We start from the raw sequence: 16898 nt of genomic DNA on the forward strand, positions 1-16898 counted from the left end.
TTACGCCGGGCCGGCGCTGATGCCGGCGGTCTCGAAGGTGGCCATCTCGCTGAGCATGCGGCAGGCCGCCTCGAGCAGCGGAAACGCCAGCGCCGCGCCGGAGCCCTCGCCCAGGCGCAGCGCCAGTGCCAGCAGCGGCTCGCCGTCGAGGGCCTGCAGCGCCGCGCCGTGCCCCGCCTCCTGGGAGAGGTGGGCGAAGATCAGGTAGTCCCGCAGGCCTGGGGCCAGACGGCAGGCCACCAGCGCCGCTACCGTCGCGATAAAGCCGTCGACCAGCAGCGGTACCCGCCGCGCCGCGCCCTCCATAAAGGCGCCAGCCATGGCGGCGATCTCGAAGCCGCCCAGGCTCGCCAGCACCGCCAGCGGATCGTTGGCGTCCGGCGCCCGGGCGGCGATGGCCGCCTCGATCACCGCACACTTGTGGGCTAGACCGGCATCATCGACGCCGGTGCCGCGCCCCACCAGCTCGGCCACCGGCCTGCCGCTCAGCACCGCCAGCAGTGCGCTACTGGCGGTGGTGTTGGCGATGCCCATCTCGCCAATTATCAGGCTGCGGCAGCCTGCCTCCACGGCTCGCGCGCTGGCGCGTCGCCCGGCGGCCATGGCGGCCAGCGCCTGGTCACGGCTCATGGCATCCTCGACGGCAAAGTTGGCCGTGCCGGGGCCGATCTTCTCGTCGATAACGCCGGGCCCCTCGAGCGGGCTAGCGACGCCGACATCGATCACCTCCAGACGCGCACCGATCTGCCGTGCAAAGACATTGATCGCCGCTCCGCCGGCGATGAAGTTGGCCACCATCTGCGCGGTCACCGCCTGGGGAAACGCCGAGACGCCCTCGGCGGCCACGCCATGATCGGCGGCAAATACCAGCACCCCCGGGGGTGAGACCTGCGGGAAGGGCTCGCCGTAGATGCCCGCCAGCTGCACCGCCAACTGCTCCAGGCGGCCCAAGCTGCCAGGCGGTTTGGTCAAGGTATCGAGATGCGCTGCGGCACGCGCAGCGCTGGCGCGATCAAGGTCGGGAGGGGAAGCAAAGGCGTCGCTCACATGCCGCTCCTGGCAACGGGGGCTGGGAAAAGCGCCAATGGTAGCAGAGATGGCCGCGGGGATATCTTGCAGGGCAGCGCATCGCCCCTATACTGTGTATTTATACATAAAATACCCGAGGGACTTGCCATGACCTCCTCACCCCCTGCTAGCCCCCACACCACATCGCCAGCGCCGCTAAAAGGCCGCGGCGCCACCTATGATCCGCACAACCGTTTCGCAGTTACCCATAGCGAAGCGGTCGACGATGGCTGGTGGCAGGAGGAGGCGCCGACCACGCTGGCCACCGAGGTGCGCGAAGAGCATCCCAAGACGGCGCTGTCGTGGAATCGTTCCCCGGACCTGGGCTTCGACCGTTCGATCAACCCCTACCGCGGCTGCGAACATGGCTGCGTCTACTGCTATGCGCGGCCCAGCCACGCCTACTGGGATCTGTCGCCGGGACTCGACTTCGAGACCAAGCTGATCGCCAAGACCGGTCTGGTGGAGCGCCTTCAGGAGGAGCTGTGCAAGCCGGGTTATGTGTGCCGGCCGATCAACCTCTCCGGCAATACCGACTGCTACCAGCCCATCGAGGCGGAGTGGCAGACCACCCGCCGGGTGCTCGAGCTGCTGCTGGCCTGCCGTCATCCGGTCACCCTGGTGACCAAGAGCGCGCTGATCCTGCGCGACAGCGAACTGCTCGCCGAGATGGCCGAACGGCGTCTGGTGCGGGTCTTCGTCAGCCTGACCAGCCTGGATGCCAACCTCAAGCGCAGCCTGGAGCCGCGCACCGCTTCTCCCCAGGCGCGGCTGCGGGTGATCCGCGAGCTAAATACCGTGGGCGTGCCGGTGGGGGCGCTACTCTCGCCGATGATTCCCGGCCTCAACGATCATGAGTTAGAATCACTGCTGGATGCCGCCAGCCGCGCCGGTGCGCGTACCGCCGGCTGGATGCTGCTGCGCCTGCCCCACGAGGTGGCGCCGCTGTTCGAGGCCTGGCTCGAGGCCCACTACCCCGAGCGCGCCGCCAAGGTGATGAGCTTGATTCGCCAGTGTCGCGGCGGCAAGGATTACGACGGCCGCTTCGGACATCGCTTCCGTGGCGAGGGTGTCTTCGCCGACCTGCTGGCGCAGCGCTTTAGCCACGCCAGACGTCGGCTGGGCATGGCCGAGCGCATCGACGAAGGCCTCGATTGCAGCCAATTCAGACCACCCACTGCACAGGGCGATCTCTTCCTTTGATGTCAGGCAATCCGCCATCCCGCCTCCTATTTGCCGTGCTGCTGCCCCTGCTGAGCCTGTTGGCAGGGTGCGGCGGCGGTGCCACGCTGCAGCCACCTGGGCCGGGGGGCGAATCGCCGCAGCTGGATGGGAGCTACGTGACCGCCAAGGATGGCTACCGCCTGCCGCTCTGGCACTGGGCACCCGCTGGCGACACGCCTGATGCGCTAGTACTCGCGGTGCACGGCTTCAACGACCATGGCGGCAGCTTCAATGTGCTGGCGGAGGCGCTGACCGAGCAGAACATCGAGGTCTATGCGTTCGACCAGCGGGGCTTCGGCGTCACCCGCCAGCGTCGGCTATGGCCCGGCCATCAGCGGATGGTCGATGACATCGACCTGCTCGCCCGGCTGCTGCGTGAACGCCACCCCGATACCCCGCTCTATCTGGTGGGCAAGAGCATGGGTGGCGCGCTGGTAATGCTAACCATGAGCCGCGACACCCCACCGCCGGTAGACGGCAGCGTGCTGATCGCCCCGGCGGTGTGGGGACAAGTGGCCATGCCCTGGTACCAGCGCGCCAGCCTGTGGCTGGGCATCCGGCTGATTCCCGACGTGGCCTTCTCTGCACGGGCCGCCGAGCGCCTGGGGATCGAGCCCACCGACGACGAGGCGATCATGGCCAAGCTGGCCAAGGATCCCCGCATCCTGCGCAGCGCGCGGGTCGACACCCTCTACGGCGTGACCCGCACCATGGACCTTGCTCTCGACGTCACCCCTCAGCTAACGGGCCCTATCCTGCTCCTGTATGGCGACAACGATCAGGTGATTCCCCCTGAGGCGATGTGTGCGCTGCTCGAGCGGCTACCGGAGGACAACCACGACGCCTGGCGCCTGGCGCTCTACCCGGACGGCTACCATATGTTGACCCGCTACACTCAACGCCAGCGTACCGAGGCCGATATCGCGGCTTGGTTGAAGGCACCTTCGGCGCCTCTACCATCGGACTCGGAGGTTTCTTTTTCAGAGGCTCGGCAAACGCTGTGTTAAGCGCAATGCGATATTGATCATACAGGACCGATTTAGTACTATTTGCTCGATAACTATTATTAGCTCAGCACGCATCATCGAGCGACCGGACTATGACTGACGATCAACGCGCTACCCGAGGTATTACGATACTGGCCATCTGGGTCGATGGCCTGGTGGGTATCGTCAAAGTCATTGTCGGGACCATCGTGGGTTCTGCGGCACTTATCGCCGACGGCGTACACTCCTTTTCCGATCTGATCACCGACGGCTTCGTGCTCGCCGCTACCCACTATGGCCAGCAGGGACCCGACCACGACCACCCCTACGGTCACGGCCGCATCGAAACCCTCGCCACCCTATTCCTGGGCAGCATGCTGATCTTCGTGGCCGGGGCCATCGCCTGGTCCAGCGTCGAGCGCCTGCTGTCGAATGCCGCGATTCCGCCTCCCGGCTACTGGGCCGTCGGCATAGCTCTGGTAACGCTGCTGGCCAAGGAAGCGCTCTACCATGCCACCATGCGGGTGGCGCGGCGCACCAAGTCACGTCTGCTGGAGGCCAACGCCTGGCACTCGCGCTCCGATGTCTTCTCCACCGCAGTGGTCATACTGGCGATGCTAGGTACCCAGTGGGGTTACGGATGGCTGGACACCCTCGCCGCGGTGATCGTCGGACTGCTGGTGGGCAAGGTCGGCTGGAGCCTGCTGTGGGACGCCGGTCGCGAACTGATCGACACTGCTCTGCCGGTGAGCACCCAGCACGCCATGCGCGACGTGGCCATGAGCGTGCCCGGCGTCACCGGTATTCATGACCTGCGTACCCGGCTCTCCGCTGGGCGTACCATGCTCGACCTCCACGTGGTGGTGTCACCGCGAATCAGTGTCTCCGAGGGGCACGAGATCGGCAACGAGGTGAGCCGACGCCTGCGCCTGGCCTTTCCAGAGCTGACCGACCTCACCTTCCACATCGACCCGGAAGACGATGCGGGGGAAGGCGACCCCAGCCGTTTCCCCGGGCTACCGCTGCGCCCCGACGTCGAGGCGACCCTCGCCGAGCGCTGGCAGCCGCTCAACGTCTGGAACGAGATACGCGAGATCGAGCTGCACTACCTGGAGGGCGCCGTCACCGTGGTGGTATGCCTCGACGAACAGGCGCCCTTCTCCAGCCCGGCAGTGATCGAGCAGCTGGGTGAGCGGGCAAAGGATATCGAGTGGTTTGACCAAGTCGAGGTCAAGCGCCTGGCCTAATTTAGCCTAGCCTTGAGGCTGCCGGTAATCGGCCAGCACCGTGCCCCCGGCCTCGACCTCATCTTCGTGCTGCGGATCGATCCACGGCTCGACCAGCGCTTCGGCATACCACTGCTGCATGGCGGGCAAGGCCAGCAGCCGCTCGACATAGGCCAGTGATGCCTCACTCAGCGGCAGCGAAAAGGTCTGCACGCGAAACGCCACCGGTGCGAAGAACGCATCCACCGCAGTGAACGCCTCGCCGGCCAGGAAGGGGCCACCAAACCGCGTCAGCCCCTGCTGCCATAGCTCGTCCAGCCGTGCCAGATCGCGGCGCAGTACCTCATCGTGGCGTTCCAACCGCACCCTCACGCCACAGCTCATCGGACATTGACTGCGTAACGCCGAGAAGCCGGCGTGCATCTCGGCGCTGGCGCAGCGCGCCCAGGCACGCGCCGCAGCATCCGACGGCCATACGCCGGGGTGGCGTTCGGCGAGATACTCGACAATCGCCAGCGACTCCCACACCACCTGCTGCTCATCGACCAGACAGGGCACCAGGCCAGTGGGCGAGAAGTCGCGAAATCGCGTCCAGCTCGAGTCGGGCTCGAAGGCGCTAAGCTGCTCGTCGAAGGGAATATCGAGCTCGCGCATCAGCACCCAGGGGCGCAGTGACCAGGAGGAGTAGTGCTTGTTGGCAATGTGTAGGCGGTACATTAGCGATCCTTGCGATAGCGGCATGGCCCTTCAATATAGCCGCCAGGGCAGCCGCTCGGCCAGCTCGGGGCTGGGCGGCTCAGCCTCTGCCGGCAGCAGTATGTCGGCGATCAGCGTCAGCTCATCGCCCTCGGCGAGCAGCCACTGGCGACACTGATGACAGCGACTGCAGGGATGACCATCGTCACGAAACTCAGTGCTCAGGGCATCCAGTCCACCGCTCACCTGCACCGCCGCCGCATCCAGCACCAACCAGCCGTTGCCTTGATCATCGCTTCCTTGCGCCAGCGGCTCGTCGGTAACCAGCAACGTCACCGCGCCACACTCACAGCTGCCTTGGTAGTAGGGACCGTTACTCATCGTTGCCCTCTGCCGCCAGGTCGACGATACGACCTTGGGGAGCATACGGCACCTGGTCGAGCTCGAGCAGCCGATCGCGCAGCATCTCCCAATCCGTGGTGCCGACGATGGTACCGCGCCCCTCCTCGTAGGCCTCACCCAGTACCCGGTGGCTGTCGCCGCCGGCAGCGGTAAAATGGTTGGTGGCAATGGTATAGGCCTGATCCGGAGCGATGGCATCCAGCGAGCCGTCGACCTCGACTTCCAGGGTCACGACCCGCTCACCCGGCGCTTCGCGGCTGTCGTAGGTCAGCCGGGTGCCAGCGGAAACGTGCAGAAAGCCACCGTTCTCGTCGGGGGCATTGGCCAGGGCGATCTCGAAGGTCTCGATCAGCTCGACCCCGCTGACCTCCAGCAGGGTCAGCCGGTTGCCGAACGGCTGCACGGCGATCAGCTCACCGACGGTCACCTCCCCGGCGGCGAGCGGTTCACGAATGCCGCCGCCGTTCTGCAGCGCCATCAGCGTATCGGCTTCCACCCTCTGGGCGGCGGCTAGCTGACCGTCGGCTATCAGGTTGCCCAGCGCCGTCTCGTTGGCGCGCACGCTCTGCTCATCGCCGTCACCGTGACGGGGATTGGCCAGGGTCTCTGTCAGCGCCACACCGATGGTTTCGTCGCGCAGCGACTCGATGGCCGCCGTGTAGGGCGCCAGCATCTCGGCGGCCCGGGGGTCGGCCTCGCTGTCAGCGACGGCCAGCAGCTCGCCGCTGACGTCCACCACCACGCCATCGCCGTCGAAGATCACCTCCATCACGCCTAGGTACTCGCCATACTCCCCCGCCTGGCCGATCACGGTGGGTGCCATGGTCTCGCCGCGGTGGTTCTCAGTCACCAGGGTTGGTGGATCGAGCCGGGTATGGCTATGCCCACCGATAATGATATCGATGCCTTCGACATGCTGGGCCAGCAGCAGGTCGTTACCGACGCTGGAGTCGCTATCGTAACCGAGATGGGTCAGCGCAATGATCTTGTCGATGCCTTCGGCGTCGAAGCGTTCGACCATCGCCTCGGCCGCCTCAAGGTAGTTACCGAAGCTCACCTCACCGGGACTCGAGATGTTCGGGGTGTCTTCGGTATTGAGGCCGAAGATGCCAATACGCTCACCTTCGTGCTCGACCACGATGCCGTCATGAATCATGCCACCGTCAGGCGACTCGGCCAGCGACTCCCCAAGCAGCGCCTCGAACTCGGGGGCTGCCGAAAAGTCCATATTGGCGGCGACGATCGGAAACTCGGCGGCCTCGAAGAAGGCGGCCAGCTCGTCATGTCCCGCTTCCGGGTCACCAAGATCGAACTCATGGTTACCCGGTACGAAGGCGTCATAGCCCATCAGATTCATGAACTCGACGGCGTCCTGGCCGTGGAACTCGGTAAAATAGAGCGTGCCGGAGAAGATATCCCCGGCGTCGAGCAGCAGGCCGTCGCCGTGGCGTTCGCGGGCCTTGTCGAGGGTACTGACCAGCCGCGGGTAGGCATCGGTGCGCCCGTGCAGGTCGTTGGTATGGAACAGCGTAAGGGTATAGCGCTCCTCGCTGGGCTCGGCGCTGGCCAGTGCCGGCAGTAGCGCACATACCAGCCCCGCGATCAGATAGCCTTGTCCATATCGCATCATGACGACTCCTTTCGTTGATAAGGCCCGTCCAGCAGGCACGATGGGCTGCCTCCCATCTCTGCCTATATTAGCACTCACCCTGCCTCAGTTCCGACGGCTCCCAGCCCTTCAGTCCACGGAAAACAACACGCGATCCTGCCGATCGTCGTCGGCACTGACCACGTAGCCCTCCCGCACGCCAACGGCAACATCGCTGCCCTCCTCCAGCGCCTGGGCACTGTCGGTGCGCACCCGCACCAGGCAGTCGCCGACCCGGACGTGATACTCCCAGGCGTCGCCGAGGTAGGCGCGGATCTTGACGCGCCCGCGCGCCAGCCCCGGCTGGGCGGCATCGGCGACGGGTGTCAGCAGTAGATGCTCGGGCCGAACAGCGAGGCTCGCCGGCCCCTGCTCGGGCGTATTCTGGTTGACACTCAGCGTCGCGCTGGCCTCGCCCTCTTCACCCCAGCGAATCATCACCGCCTCCCCCTCCCGCTTGAGCACCTCGCAGGGCAGGTAAGACACCGTGCCAATAAAGTCGAGCACGAAACGCGTCGCCGGCCGCGTATAGACCTCGGTGGGCGAGCCCACCTGGTGCAGCACCCCGGCCGACATCACGCCGATCCGGTCGGACATCGCCAGCGCCTCCTCCTGGTCATGGGTCACATAGAGAATCGGCAGCCCGGTATCGCGCTGCACCTGCTTGAGCTCGGCACGCATCGACTCGCGCAGCTTGGCATCCAGGTTGGAGAGCGGTTCGTCGAGCAGCAGCAAGCTGGGCTCGATGGCCAGCGCCCGCCCCAGCGCCACGCGCTGCTGCTGGCCGCCGGAGAGCTGGCTCGGCATGCGCGCGCCGAGGTCGGACATGCCGAGCATGTCCAGTACCCGCTGCACCCGCCGCTTGATCTCGTCGCGGGGTATGCGCCGCACCTTCAGCGGGTAGCCGATATTCTCGTAGATGTTCATATGCGGCCACACCGCATAGCTCTGGAACACCATACCGATGGGCCGCTTGTTGGGCGGCAGGTCACGCCGAGTGCCGGCGTCGAAGACGGTGTGCCCAGCCATTCGGATCGTCCCCTGCTGGGCACTCTCGAGCCCCGCCACGCTGCGCAGGGTGGTGGTCTTGCCGCAGCCGCTTGGGCCGATCAGCGAGAAGAATTCATTCGCTTCGATGGACAGCGAGATATCGTCCACCGCGGTGACCTTTCCGTAGCGCTTGGTCAGGCCTTCAAGAGTCAAGATGGCAGTCATGGGTCAGATTTCCCGGCGACGCGCTCACGACGACGCGCTTCGAGTTTGGTGAGCCACTGGGTAAACAGATAGAGCAGCAGGATCACCGGCAGGGTCAGCACCGCCAGCGCCGCGGCGCGGCCGGTAAAGCCGGAATCCTGCATCAGGAAGATCCATACGCCGATGGTCTCCGCGCCGGTGGTCCAGATCAGCACCGAGACGGTCAGCTCGTTGAACGCCGAAATGAAGATCAGCACCCAGCCGGCCAGCATCCCCGGGCGCAGCAGCGGCAGGGTGATATCGCGAATGGTGCGCAGCCGGCTGGCCCCCGAGGTCCAGGCCGCCTCCTCCAGTGAGTCGTGAATCTGCTGCAGGGTACTGCGCGTGCTCTGCAGGCCGAAGGCCATGTAGCGCATGATGTAGCCGGCCAGCAGAATCCATAGGGTGCCGTAGAGGGTCGGGCCGAAGGCCGGATTGCTCCAGGCCAGGATCATCGACACGCCGATTACCGATCCCGGCAGCGCAAAGGGCACTGTGGCGATACCATCGAGCAGGCCGGCACCGCGCTGGCGCGCCTTGACGTTGAGATAGGCGATCATCGCCGAGACGATGACGATAATGGTTGCCGCTGCCGGCGCCAGGATCAGGCTGTTGATGATGCCGCGGCGTGCGCCGCTCTGGTTGAGCACCGCAATATAGTGGCGCAGCGTGAAATTCTCGGCACTCAGGTCCGCTCCCCAGAAGCGCAGCAGCGAGGTGAGCACCAGCGCGAATACCGGCATCAGGACGATCACCACCAGGGTCAGATAGAGCACCGCCAGCACCCAGGGGCGCGCCTTACCCAGGCGCAGTACATTGGGCGTCACCGACTTGCCGGAGATCACCGCATACTGGCCTCGGGTGCCCTCCAGGCGGCGAAATGCCACCAGGCAGACGATCGCCACTAGCACCAGCAGCACCGACATGGCGGTGGCCAGCGGCATATTGGGGATGGTCAGGGCCTCGTAGATGCGCGTGGTCAGCACGTAGAACTGGGCGCGCATCCCCAGCACCGCGGGGATGCCGAAATTATCGATTGACGACACGAAGGCCAGCAGCGCTCCGCCGAGGATCGCCGGGCGTACCAGCGGCAGAGTGATGTCCTTCATGATCCGCAGCGGCCCCACCCCCGAGGTGCGCGCCGCCTCTTCGAGGCTGCTGTCCATGCGCATCAGCGCGCCGGCCACGGTGATAAACACGAACGGGTAGTTGGTCACCGCCAGCACGAAGATGATGCCCCCGGGTGAGTAGATGTTCCATGGCGGCGGCGCGCCAAACAGTTCGCGCCACCACTGGGTGAACAACCCCACCGGACCCGCCAGCTGCACCCAGCCGATCGCCGAGAACAGCGGCGGAATGGCGAACGGTAGCACCAGCAGTACGCTGAGGAGCGCCTTGTGGGGCACATCGGTGCGCTGAATCACGAAGGCCGCCAGGGTGCCGATGACCACCGCCAGGCCGGTGGCGAGCACCGAGACCCACAGGGTGTTCCACAACGCCATGTAGTTGGAGGGGCGCAGGAACACCGCCGAGTAGTTGGCCAGCGACCACTCACCGTCGACCATCAGGCTGCGCCAGAACACCTGATAGAGGGGATAGACGATGGTGATACCGACGAACAGTGCCAGTAGCAGCATCATCACCCGGCGATAATCGAGCCACCATCGCAGCAGCGCCGGAGGCTCGCTCACTTCATGCAGCGGTTCAGGACGTTGCGACATGCACGGACACCATGACGCAGCGCCCCGAAGGGCGCCACGTTACGCAAGGGAGTGAAGGAATCAATACAGCTCGGAGAAGCGCTCGCGGAGCTGGTCGCCGTTCTCGGCCATCCAGTCGTAGTCGATCTCCAGCGCCGTGATTTGGTCGGCGGTGGGCAAGCCCTCGGGCGGATCGACGTCGGTGCGCACCGGCATGAAGAACTTGTCGACCAGGACCTGTTGGCCCTCCTCGGAGAGGATAAAATCGAGGAATACCCGCGCGGCGGCGTCGTTCTCGGACTCGGCGGTCACCGCCAGCGGACTGGGCAGTGCCAGTACGCCATCTTCCGGGAAGCTGAAGGCCACCGGCGCGCCCTCGGCAGCCTGACCGGCCATGATGTAGTCGATGCCCTTGATCACCGCGAATTCGCCGCTGACCACGCCGCGGGTCACGTCGCCGGTGCCGCGCACCACCTGCATACCCGCTTCGCGGGCGCGCTCGTACCACTCGAAGCCGAGCGTCTCGTTCTGTGTGAAGGCACCCAGCATGTTGAAGTTGGTGCCGCTATGCAGGGGGCTGGCCGAGGCCGCCTGGGGGCCCCATTCGAGGAACTCCTCCCAGGTGCGCGGCACTTCGTCTTCGCTGACCATGTTGGTGTTGTAGCCGATACCCATATGGTGCACACGGCCGGCGAAGAACATGTCGTCCTCGTCGCGCAGGTCTTCGGGGATGGCGTGCTTGTGCTCGCTATCGTGGGCGGCCAGCCAGCCCTGCTCCTTGAGGTTGAGGAACAGCGCCGGGTTGGCGGCCCAGATCACGTCGGCGCGCAGCCGGCCGGCCTCGATCTCGGAGAAGATGCGCTGCTCGAGCTCCACGCTGCCGGAGTAGAGCAGGTCGATCTCGATCTCCGGGTAGCGCTCTTCGAACGCCTCGATAATCGGTTCGACCACATCGAGCTGCATGGAGGAGTAGAAGTTCACGGTGCCGGACGGCTCGGCCCAGGCGGTGGACGTCATGCCGGCGGCCAGTGCCGTGGCAGCGGCTAGCGAGGTCAATGTCTTCATGGGGGCGCTCCCGTATGCTTACGTATGTTGTTGTTTTACCCTAGGCGCTCGATATGACGCTTGGGTGACGAAGCAATGACGAACTGGTTAACGCAGGATAGCCACACTTCGTATATGCCACCACGTCTAGCCTCCCCTTGACCCTAGCAGTGGAATCTCCATGAAATTCGCCACCCTCGGCCCCGCCGGCAACAATCACACGCTGGTCCTCGAACGCTACCTGCAACGCCGCGCCATCGACGACGCCGAGGTAGTGCTTTATGGAAGCTTCGATGCGGCCTTTCCGGCCCTGTTGAATGCTGAAGTGGACTTGCTGCTGCAGTGCACGGCCCACCCCAGCCATGGCGACTGGGTGGGTCGCAGCATGCATCGTGCCTTTCCGGTGGACAGCTTTATCGCCCCCAGCAAGCCGCTGGCGATTCTCGCCCGCGCCGAGGTCGCACGCCCCCGGCAGCTCGGCCTGCAGCCGGCGACCCGCTATTACGCGAATCTCTCCGGCTACGCCGAGCTGATCGAGGAGCCCACCACCGTCAGCGTCGCCGAAGGTCTGCTGAGCGGCCGTCTAGAGGCGGGCATCTGCGCCCGGGAGTACCTGGACCAGCACCCCGAGCGGCTGCGCCTGGTGGCCGACCTAGGCCCGGCGCTGGACACCTGGGTGGTGTTCGGCCGCACGCCCCTGGACGGCGACCTGATTCACTGCGCGCCGGCACCGGTTATATAGCAAAGATCACCAGCGCCCCGGCCACGATCAGTGCCAACCGCAGCCACCAGGCCTTGCGGGCGATCACCCCGAACGAGATGGCCGTAAGGCCCACGGCGATCTTGAGCGCGTCGAACAGCGCACCACCGGGGTTGCTGTCGAGGCGGATGATGTCCGGGTTGCTGATCATCGCCAGCGGAATGATGTAGAGCCCGATGCCCAACGCCATCGCCTTGAGTGCCACCTTGAGCCAGTTTTCGCCGGCCATGCCGGCGGCGATAAAGACGCCGCCGCACACCGGCGGCGTGATGGTCGAGAGCAGCGCGAACCAGAATACGAACAGGTGCGCCAGCAGCGGCTCCAGGCCCAGCGCCGTCAGCGCCGGCCCGGCCACCGAGACGCAGATCACATAGGCCGCGGTGGTCGGCACCTCCATGCCCAGGATCAGGCAGGCCAGCGCGGTAAGCAGCAGCGCCGGCCACAGCATATCGTTGGAGAGCGACAGGATCCCCGAGGTGATCTTGACCCCCAGCCCGGTCAGCGACAGCACCCCGATCACCAGCGAGGCGCAGATGATGATCGCACCGATCAACGCCACCTGACGCCCGGCGGTCACCGCCGCATCGGCCAGGCGGGTCACGAAACCGCGCAGCGAGAAACTCAGCGTCACGTCGAAGAGCAGCAGCGCCATGCCGGCGAAGATCGCGATACTCGCCGCGAACTGCGGGGTATAGCCGCCCAGAAAGATACGCTCCAGCAGCAGCACGAACGGCACCGCGAAGAACAGCGAGGTGATCAGCACCTCCTTGGGACTGGGACGCTCGCTCTCGTCCATCGGCTTGAGGTCATGACGGGTGGCGTAGGCGTTGATGCCAACCCACACCGTGACGAAGTAGAGGATCGCCGGCAGCAGCGCAGCAGCCATGATCTGGGTATAGGGGGTGCCGGTCAGTTCGACCATCACGAAGGCCCCGGCACCCATCAGCGGCGGCATGATCTGGCCCCCCGACGAGGCCACCGCCTCCACCGAGCCGGCCAGCGCCCGCGGATAGCCCAGCCGCACCATGGAAGGAATGGTAATCGCCCCGGTGGAGGCCACGTTGGCCGAGGCCGAGCCGGAGATCGAGCCCATCAGCGCCGAGGAGATCACCGAGACCTTGGCCGCGCCGCCGGTCAAACGTCCGGCACAGGCGCTGGCCAGATTCATGAAACCCTGCCCCGCCTCACCGGCGTTGAGCACCGCGCCGAAGATCACGAAGATCGCCACCACCCCGACGCTGACGCCGGTCAGCGAGCCCCACAGACCGCTTTCGGCGATGGTCAGGGTGCCCACATAGCTGGCCATCGGCATGCCAGGGTGGCCGAAGACCCCGGGCAGGTGCTGCCCAAGCGCCCCATAGGCCAGCGCCGTCAGCGCCACCAGCGGCAGCGGCCAACCGATGGCGCGGCGCGCCGCCTCCAGCGCCAGAAAGATCAGGAACACCCCGATGACCATCTGCAGTTGGGTGTCGATAAAGCCGTACTGGTTGGCCAGTGCCCGCTCGTTGAGGGCGATATAACCGCAAGCGGCAATACCCAGGCCGGTCAGCAGCCAGCCGCTGATACGCTGCCAGGGCGTGGCCGCCATATAGATCAGCACCCAGGGCAGCGCCAGCGCCATATGCAGCGGTCGGCTAACCAGCGCTGGGGTCAGGCCGTAGAAGATCAGACCCAGATGGAATATGACCGTGGCCGCGCCCAGCGCGACCCAGACGGGATGCAGGCGTCGCCGTTCATCGGCATCAGAAGTGAGTAGTCGCGACATCAGAAGAGTTCAGTCAGGGAGTAACGGCCGCCGCGGCCACCCCTAAGGGTAGCCGCGACGCATGGTGGGGGTGATTCGCCCGCGCAGACCTTTATTCGCGCAGCGCGTCGGGGACCTCGATATCGGCCTCATCATAGTAACGCAGCGCCCCAGGATGCAGGGTGCCGGTGATATTGCCCACCATGTCGGGCTCGATACTGCCCCACCAGGCCGACTCCGCCTCCATCGCCTCGCGACGCTCCCAGAAGGTCTTGGTCAGCTGGTAGGCGGTCTCGTCGTCCATATTGCTGGTGGTGTAGGCGATCACCGGCAGCGAAGTCGTCTCGACGTCCTCATCGACCCCGGAGTAGGTGCCGGCGGGGATGGTCTGGCGGGTCGAGCCGGTCTGCTCGATCTCCTCGTCGCTCATCGATACCAGGCTGATCGACATGCTCGCTGCGGTCTCGATCACGTTGGGCGTGGGGAAGGAGCTGGCGGTAACGAAGGCATCTACCTGACCGTTCTGCAGCGCATCCGGCCCGCTGCCGATGGAGGCATCGGCGATGTCGACCTTGTCCAGCAGGTCGAATAGCTCCAGGTAGCGCTCCGCCTCGCGGGCGCCGAAGGTACCGCGGCCGATCAGGATATGCTTGCCTTCCAGGTCCTGCATCGAGATCACCCCCTCGTCGCCGGCGGCCACGAAGTGCATGGTGATGGCGGGGATCGGAAACAGTCCGCGGATCTCCTGGAAGCGCGGGCTCTGGCGCTCGGCAAAGGGCCCCTCACCGGCCAGCGCCTGCTCCACCAACCCTGGCGGCGTGGTAAACACATAGTTGCCCTGGCGCGCCATCACCTCCATGACGTTCTGCACCGAGCCCTGACTCTCCTCCAGGGTCAGTACGATCTCATCATCGGTGCCGCGGCGGATCGCCTCGGACAGCTCCACGCCCATCTGGTAGTAGGCGGTACCGGCCGAAGCCGACTTGTAGGTGACGCGGGTCTCGGCCTGGGCCTGGAAGGCCAGCGTGGTCATGGTGACCGCGGCGACGGTCGCCAACAGCGTTGGTGAGAAGTGGCGCATTGAGTTCTCCCGTGTGGCGCGTCCAGCGGCAGCGCGCCCAGATTGTTGATTTTCCTGCGGCGCTGCTCGCGCCGAATCGTTATTAGGCAACTACGTAATAGACCATTTCACCCGTCAGCACACAACCTCGTCCCACCACCGCGGCGTTACGATGGCTGCTCCTGGCGATGGGCGCACACGCAGCGCTGCAGGCAGATCACCGCCATCACCGCGGCCAACGCCGGCAGCAGCAGGCTGATGGCGTAGCTGCCGGTCAACCACACCAGCAGGGTGACGCAGGCGGGGCCGGCCAGCACCCCCATATAGGTCAATACCAGCACCGCAGCAGTGGCCTCGCTGACCTCCGAGGCCGCACTGGTGCGCGCCACCTCGGCCAGATAGACACCGTTCCAACCGATCGCCGTGGCCCCCGCCAACACCAGGAGCACCACCACCAGCCACTGCGGCAGATGTGTCCCGGTCAACGCCAGCAGGGTGAACAGCACCGCAATGCTAATCGAGAGCCCGGACAGCACTGGCAGGCTGCCGCCCAGACGGTCGGCCAGAAAGCCCCAGCCCAGGCGCCCCGCCACCCCGGCCGTATGCATCACCGAGGCCACGATGCCGGCCATCACCAGGGTGATCGTCAGTTCCTCGACCATAAAGGCCACGGCAAAGCTGATCAGCGACAGCTGGGCCGCCGCCAGGCAGAACCCGGTGAGTCCCATCCAGCGCAGCGACCGGCGGTGATAGAGCAGCGCCAGACTGCCGCTCCCCTTGCCCGGCTTGACCACGCCGCCATCGCGGTCCCAATCGGGTTGATGGGTCTGCAGCCAGAACGCGGTGAGCAGGCTCATGCCACCCAGCAGCAGGAAGGTCACATGCCAGCTCCACACCTGCGCCAGCGGCGGTGCCGCAATGCCAGCCAGAATGCCGCCCAGCGGCACACCGGTCTGTTTGATGGAGTAGACCATGTTGCGATGCTGGGCAGGCGTATAGCGTGACAGCAGCTGTGCAGCGGCGGGGTTGGTCATGCCGTAGGCCACGCCCAGCAGCAGCGTGGTGGCGAAAAGCGATAGCGGTGTCTGCAGCAGCGCCACGGCACAGCCCAGGGTGATCACTAGCATCGCCACCTGGCTGGCCCGGCACGCTCCAAGACGACGCGCTACCACGCCCGCCTGGAGCGAGACCAGCATGGCCACTCCATAGAGCAGGCTGACCTGCAGCCCGACCAGCCCGGTGGGCAGGCCGAAGGCTGCGGCGATCTGCGGCGCCAGGGTCGGCACCAGCAGCATTGCCGCACTGCACAGCGTCTGTACCCAGGTGGTCGCCAGCAGTACCGTCTTGCCCTCACCCCAGCCGTCGTCGGTAGCGCCTACCAAGGCAGTGGCTCACCGTTGCTATGCCAGAAGCTGCCGCTGGTTTCCAGGGAGAGCGCCTCGATACGCGCAGCAATGCCAGCCGCCGCCTCATCCGGTGAAATAAGTCCGCCGAAGTTGACCATCCGCGTTTGCACATAGCCGGGGTGGAGCTGAACCACGGCGATACCGCGGGGGGCGAGATCCACCGCCAGTGACTTGCCGAAGGCGTTGAGCGCCGCCTTGGAGGCGCGGTAGCCGTAGCGGCCTCCGGAGTCGTTGTCGGCGATGGAGCCCATGCGGCTGGTGATATTAGCGATCTTGCTGCCCTCCCCCAGACATGGCAGTAGCGCCTCGGCCACGCGCAGCGGCGCGTAGGCGTTGATCTCCATCTGCTCGCGAATCGTGTCGAAGTCGATCGCGCCCAACTGCTCGTCGCGCAGCAGGCCGGCGTTGTTGATCAGCAGATCGAGCCGCGTGCCATCGAGCGACTCTGCCAAGCCCGCCACATCGGCTTCACGGGTCACATCGATACCTTCGATGACCCGCTCGGCCACCTCGGCCAGCTCCGCGGAGGCCGAGCGGCATACGCCGATGACTTGCCAGCCCTCACGATGATAGTGCTGCGCCAGCGCCAACCCGACGCCGCGGTTGGCGCCGGTGATCAATACCGTGGACGTCATCTCGCCTCCTGACATGGTTAGGGTTCAAACCAAGCCTGGGGGCAAGCGGTTGAGGACGCAAGGGGC

The 16898-nt window shown here is 65.7% G+C and carries 15 protein-coding genes; 4 read left to right on the forward strand and 11 right to left on the reverse strand.

Annotated features, from left to right (window positions below; translation table 11 throughout):
* The gene (cobT, locus tag IEI94_RS17280; protein ID WP_191168499.1) at nucleotides 1–1047 is read right to left on the reverse strand and encodes a nicotinate-nucleotide--dimethylbenzimidazole phosphoribosyltransferase; all 1047 of its coding nucleotides are present in this window, start codon (nucleotides 1045–1047) and stop codon (nucleotides 1–3) included.
* A 129-nt stretch (nucleotides 1048–1176) separates the two neighbouring features.
* On the opposite strand from cobT, the gene IEI94_RS17285 reads away from it, so the two are divergent.
* The 3 genes from IEI94_RS17285 (at nucleotide 1177) to IEI94_RS17295 (ending at nucleotide 4525) form a co-directional block, all read left to right on the forward strand.
* Nucleotides 1177–2271 carry a PA0069 family radical SAM protein gene (locus tag IEI94_RS17285; RefSeq protein WP_191168500.1) on the forward strand — a complete coding sequence of 365 codons (1095 nt, stop codon included), beginning with the start codon at nucleotides 1177–1179 and terminating at the stop codon, nucleotides 2269–2271.
* The gene (locus tag IEI94_RS17290; protein ID WP_191168501.1) at nucleotides 2271–3299 is read left to right on the forward strand and encodes an alpha/beta hydrolase; all 1029 of its coding nucleotides are present in this window, start codon (nucleotides 2271–2273) and stop codon (nucleotides 3297–3299) included. The genes IEI94_RS17285 and IEI94_RS17290 overlap by 1 nt, the downstream gene beginning before the upstream one ends.
* 92 nt (nucleotides 3300–3391) lie before the next feature.
* A complete protein-coding gene (locus IEI94_RS17295) occupies nucleotides 3392–4525 on the forward strand; it encodes a cation diffusion facilitator family transporter (protein ID WP_191168502.1) in 1134 nt (377 codons plus the stop codon).
* A 6-nt stretch (nucleotides 4526–4531) separates the two neighbouring features.
* On the opposite strand, the gene IEI94_RS17300 is transcribed toward IEI94_RS17295, so the two are convergent.
* From IEI94_RS17300 to IEI94_RS17325, 6 genes are all read right to left on the reverse strand, one after another.
* Entirely contained in the window at nucleotides 4532–5221 is a 690-nt protein-coding gene (locus IEI94_RS17300; protein WP_191168503.1) for a glutathione S-transferase family protein, read from the reverse strand.
* A gap of 30 nt (nucleotides 5222–5251) precedes the next feature.
* Nucleotides 5252–5581, reverse strand: coding sequence for a hypothetical protein (locus IEI94_RS17305; protein WP_191168504.1), 330 nt, complete (start codon nucleotides 5579–5581; stop codon nucleotides 5252–5254).
* Entirely contained in the window at nucleotides 5574–7232 is a 1659-nt protein-coding gene (locus IEI94_RS17310) for a bifunctional metallophosphatase/5'-nucleotidase (protein ID WP_224750179.1), read from the reverse strand. The genes IEI94_RS17305 and IEI94_RS17310 overlap by 8 nt, the downstream gene beginning before the upstream one ends.
* A 108-nt stretch (nucleotides 7233–7340) precedes the next feature.
* A complete protein-coding gene (locus IEI94_RS17315; protein ID WP_191168505.1) occupies nucleotides 7341–8465 on the reverse strand; it encodes an ABC transporter ATP-binding protein in 1125 nt (374 codons plus the stop codon).
* Complete coding sequence (locus IEI94_RS17320; RefSeq protein WP_191168506.1) at nucleotides 8462–10204, reverse strand: ABC transporter permease; 1743 nt, start codon at nucleotides 10202–10204, stop codon at nucleotides 8462–8464. Before IEI94_RS17320 ends, IEI94_RS17315 begins: the two co-directional genes overlap by 4 nt.
* Before the next feature lie 60 nt (nucleotides 10205–10264).
* Nucleotides 10265–11248 (reverse strand): extracellular solute-binding protein, encoded by a 984-nt coding sequence (locus tag IEI94_RS17325; RefSeq protein ID WP_191168507.1) that lies wholly within the window; start codon nucleotides 11246–11248, stop codon nucleotides 10265–10267.
* 160 nt (nucleotides 11249–11408) lie between these two features.
* Here IEI94_RS17325 and IEI94_RS17330 point away from each other — a divergent pair, with 160 nt between their 5' ends.
* Nucleotides 11409–11969 (forward strand): hypothetical protein, encoded by a 561-nt coding sequence (locus IEI94_RS17330; RefSeq protein ID WP_191168508.1) that lies wholly within the window; start codon nucleotides 11409–11411, stop codon nucleotides 11967–11969.
* Here IEI94_RS17330 and IEI94_RS17335 read toward each other — a convergent pair.
* The 4 genes from IEI94_RS17335 to IEI94_RS17350 form a co-directional block, all read right to left on the reverse strand.
* Complete coding sequence (locus IEI94_RS17335) at nucleotides 11962–13752, reverse strand: TRAP transporter permease (RefSeq protein WP_191168509.1); 1791 nt, start codon at nucleotides 13750–13752, stop codon at nucleotides 11962–11964. The genes IEI94_RS17330 and IEI94_RS17335 overlap by 8 nt on opposite strands.
* 91 nt (nucleotides 13753–13843) lie before the next feature.
* On the reverse strand, nucleotides 13844–14812 hold the full coding sequence (locus IEI94_RS17340) for a TAXI family TRAP transporter solute-binding subunit (protein WP_191168510.1): 969 nt from the start codon (nucleotides 14810–14812) through the stop codon (nucleotides 13844–13846).
* Between the two features lie 146 nt (nucleotides 14813–14958).
* Nucleotides 14959–16173: an MFS transporter gene (locus IEI94_RS17345; protein WP_191168511.1), complete on the reverse strand. Its 1215-nt coding sequence runs from the start codon at nucleotides 16171–16173 to the stop codon at nucleotides 14959–14961.
* Entirely contained in the window at nucleotides 16167–16832 is a 666-nt protein-coding gene (locus IEI94_RS17350; RefSeq protein ID WP_191168512.1) for an SDR family oxidoreductase, read from the reverse strand. The genes IEI94_RS17345 and IEI94_RS17350 overlap by 7 nt, the downstream gene beginning before the upstream one ends.
* Between the last annotated feature and the right edge of the window lie 66 nt (nucleotides 16833–16898).

It is taken from the genome of Halomonas sp. ML-15 (assembly GCF_014779595.1).
GTDB lineage: Bacteria > Pseudomonadota > Gammaproteobacteria > Pseudomonadales > Halomonadaceae > Franzmannia.

Bases quoted from the DNA above. Each gene is read 5' to 3' on its own strand.
- IEI94_RS17285 (WP_191168500.1), top strand. From the start codon at position 1,177: ATGACCTCCTCACCCCCTGCTAGCCCCCACACCACATCGCCAGCGCCG.
- IEI94_RS17290 (WP_191168501.1), top strand. From the start codon at position 2,271: ATGTCAGGCAATCCGCCATCCCGCCTCCTATTTGCCGTGCTGCTGCCC.
- IEI94_RS17295 (WP_191168502.1), top strand. From the start codon at position 3,392: ATGACTGACGATCAACGCGCTACCCGAGGTATTACGATACTGGCCATC.
- IEI94_RS17300 (WP_191168503.1), bottom strand. From the start codon at position 5,221: ATGTACCGCCTACACATTGCCAACAAGCACTACTCCTCCTGGTCACTG.
- IEI94_RS17305 (WP_191168504.1), bottom strand. From the start codon at position 5,581: ATGAGTAACGGTCCCTACTACCAAGGCAGCTGTGAGTGTGGCGCGGTG.
- IEI94_RS17310 (WP_224750179.1), bottom strand. From the start codon at position 7,232: ATGATGCGATATGGACAAGGCTATCTGATCGCGGGGCTGGTATGTGCG.
- IEI94_RS17315 (WP_191168505.1), bottom strand. From the start codon at position 8,465: ATGACTGCCATCTTGACTCTTGAAGGCCTGACCAAGCGCTACGGAAAG.
- IEI94_RS17320 (WP_191168506.1), bottom strand. From the start codon at position 10,204: ATGTCGCAACGTCCTGAACCGCTGCATGAAGTGAGCGAGCCTCCGGCG.
- IEI94_RS17325 (WP_191168507.1), bottom strand. From the start codon at position 11,248: ATGAAGACATTGACCTCGCTAGCCGCTGCCACGGCACTGGCCGCCGGC.
- IEI94_RS17330 (WP_191168508.1), top strand. From the start codon at position 11,409: ATGAAATTCGCCACCCTCGGCCCCGCCGGCAACAATCACACGCTGGTC.
- IEI94_RS17335 (WP_191168509.1), bottom strand. From the start codon at position 13,752: ATGTCGCGACTACTCACTTCTGATGCCGATGAACGGCGACGCCTGCAT.
- IEI94_RS17340 (WP_191168510.1), bottom strand. From the start codon at position 14,812: ATGCGCCACTTCTCACCAACGCTGTTGGCGACCGTCGCCGCGGTCACC.
- IEI94_RS17350 (WP_191168512.1), bottom strand. From the start codon at position 16,832: ATGACGTCCACGGTATTGATCACCGGCGCCAACCGCGGCGTCGGGTTG.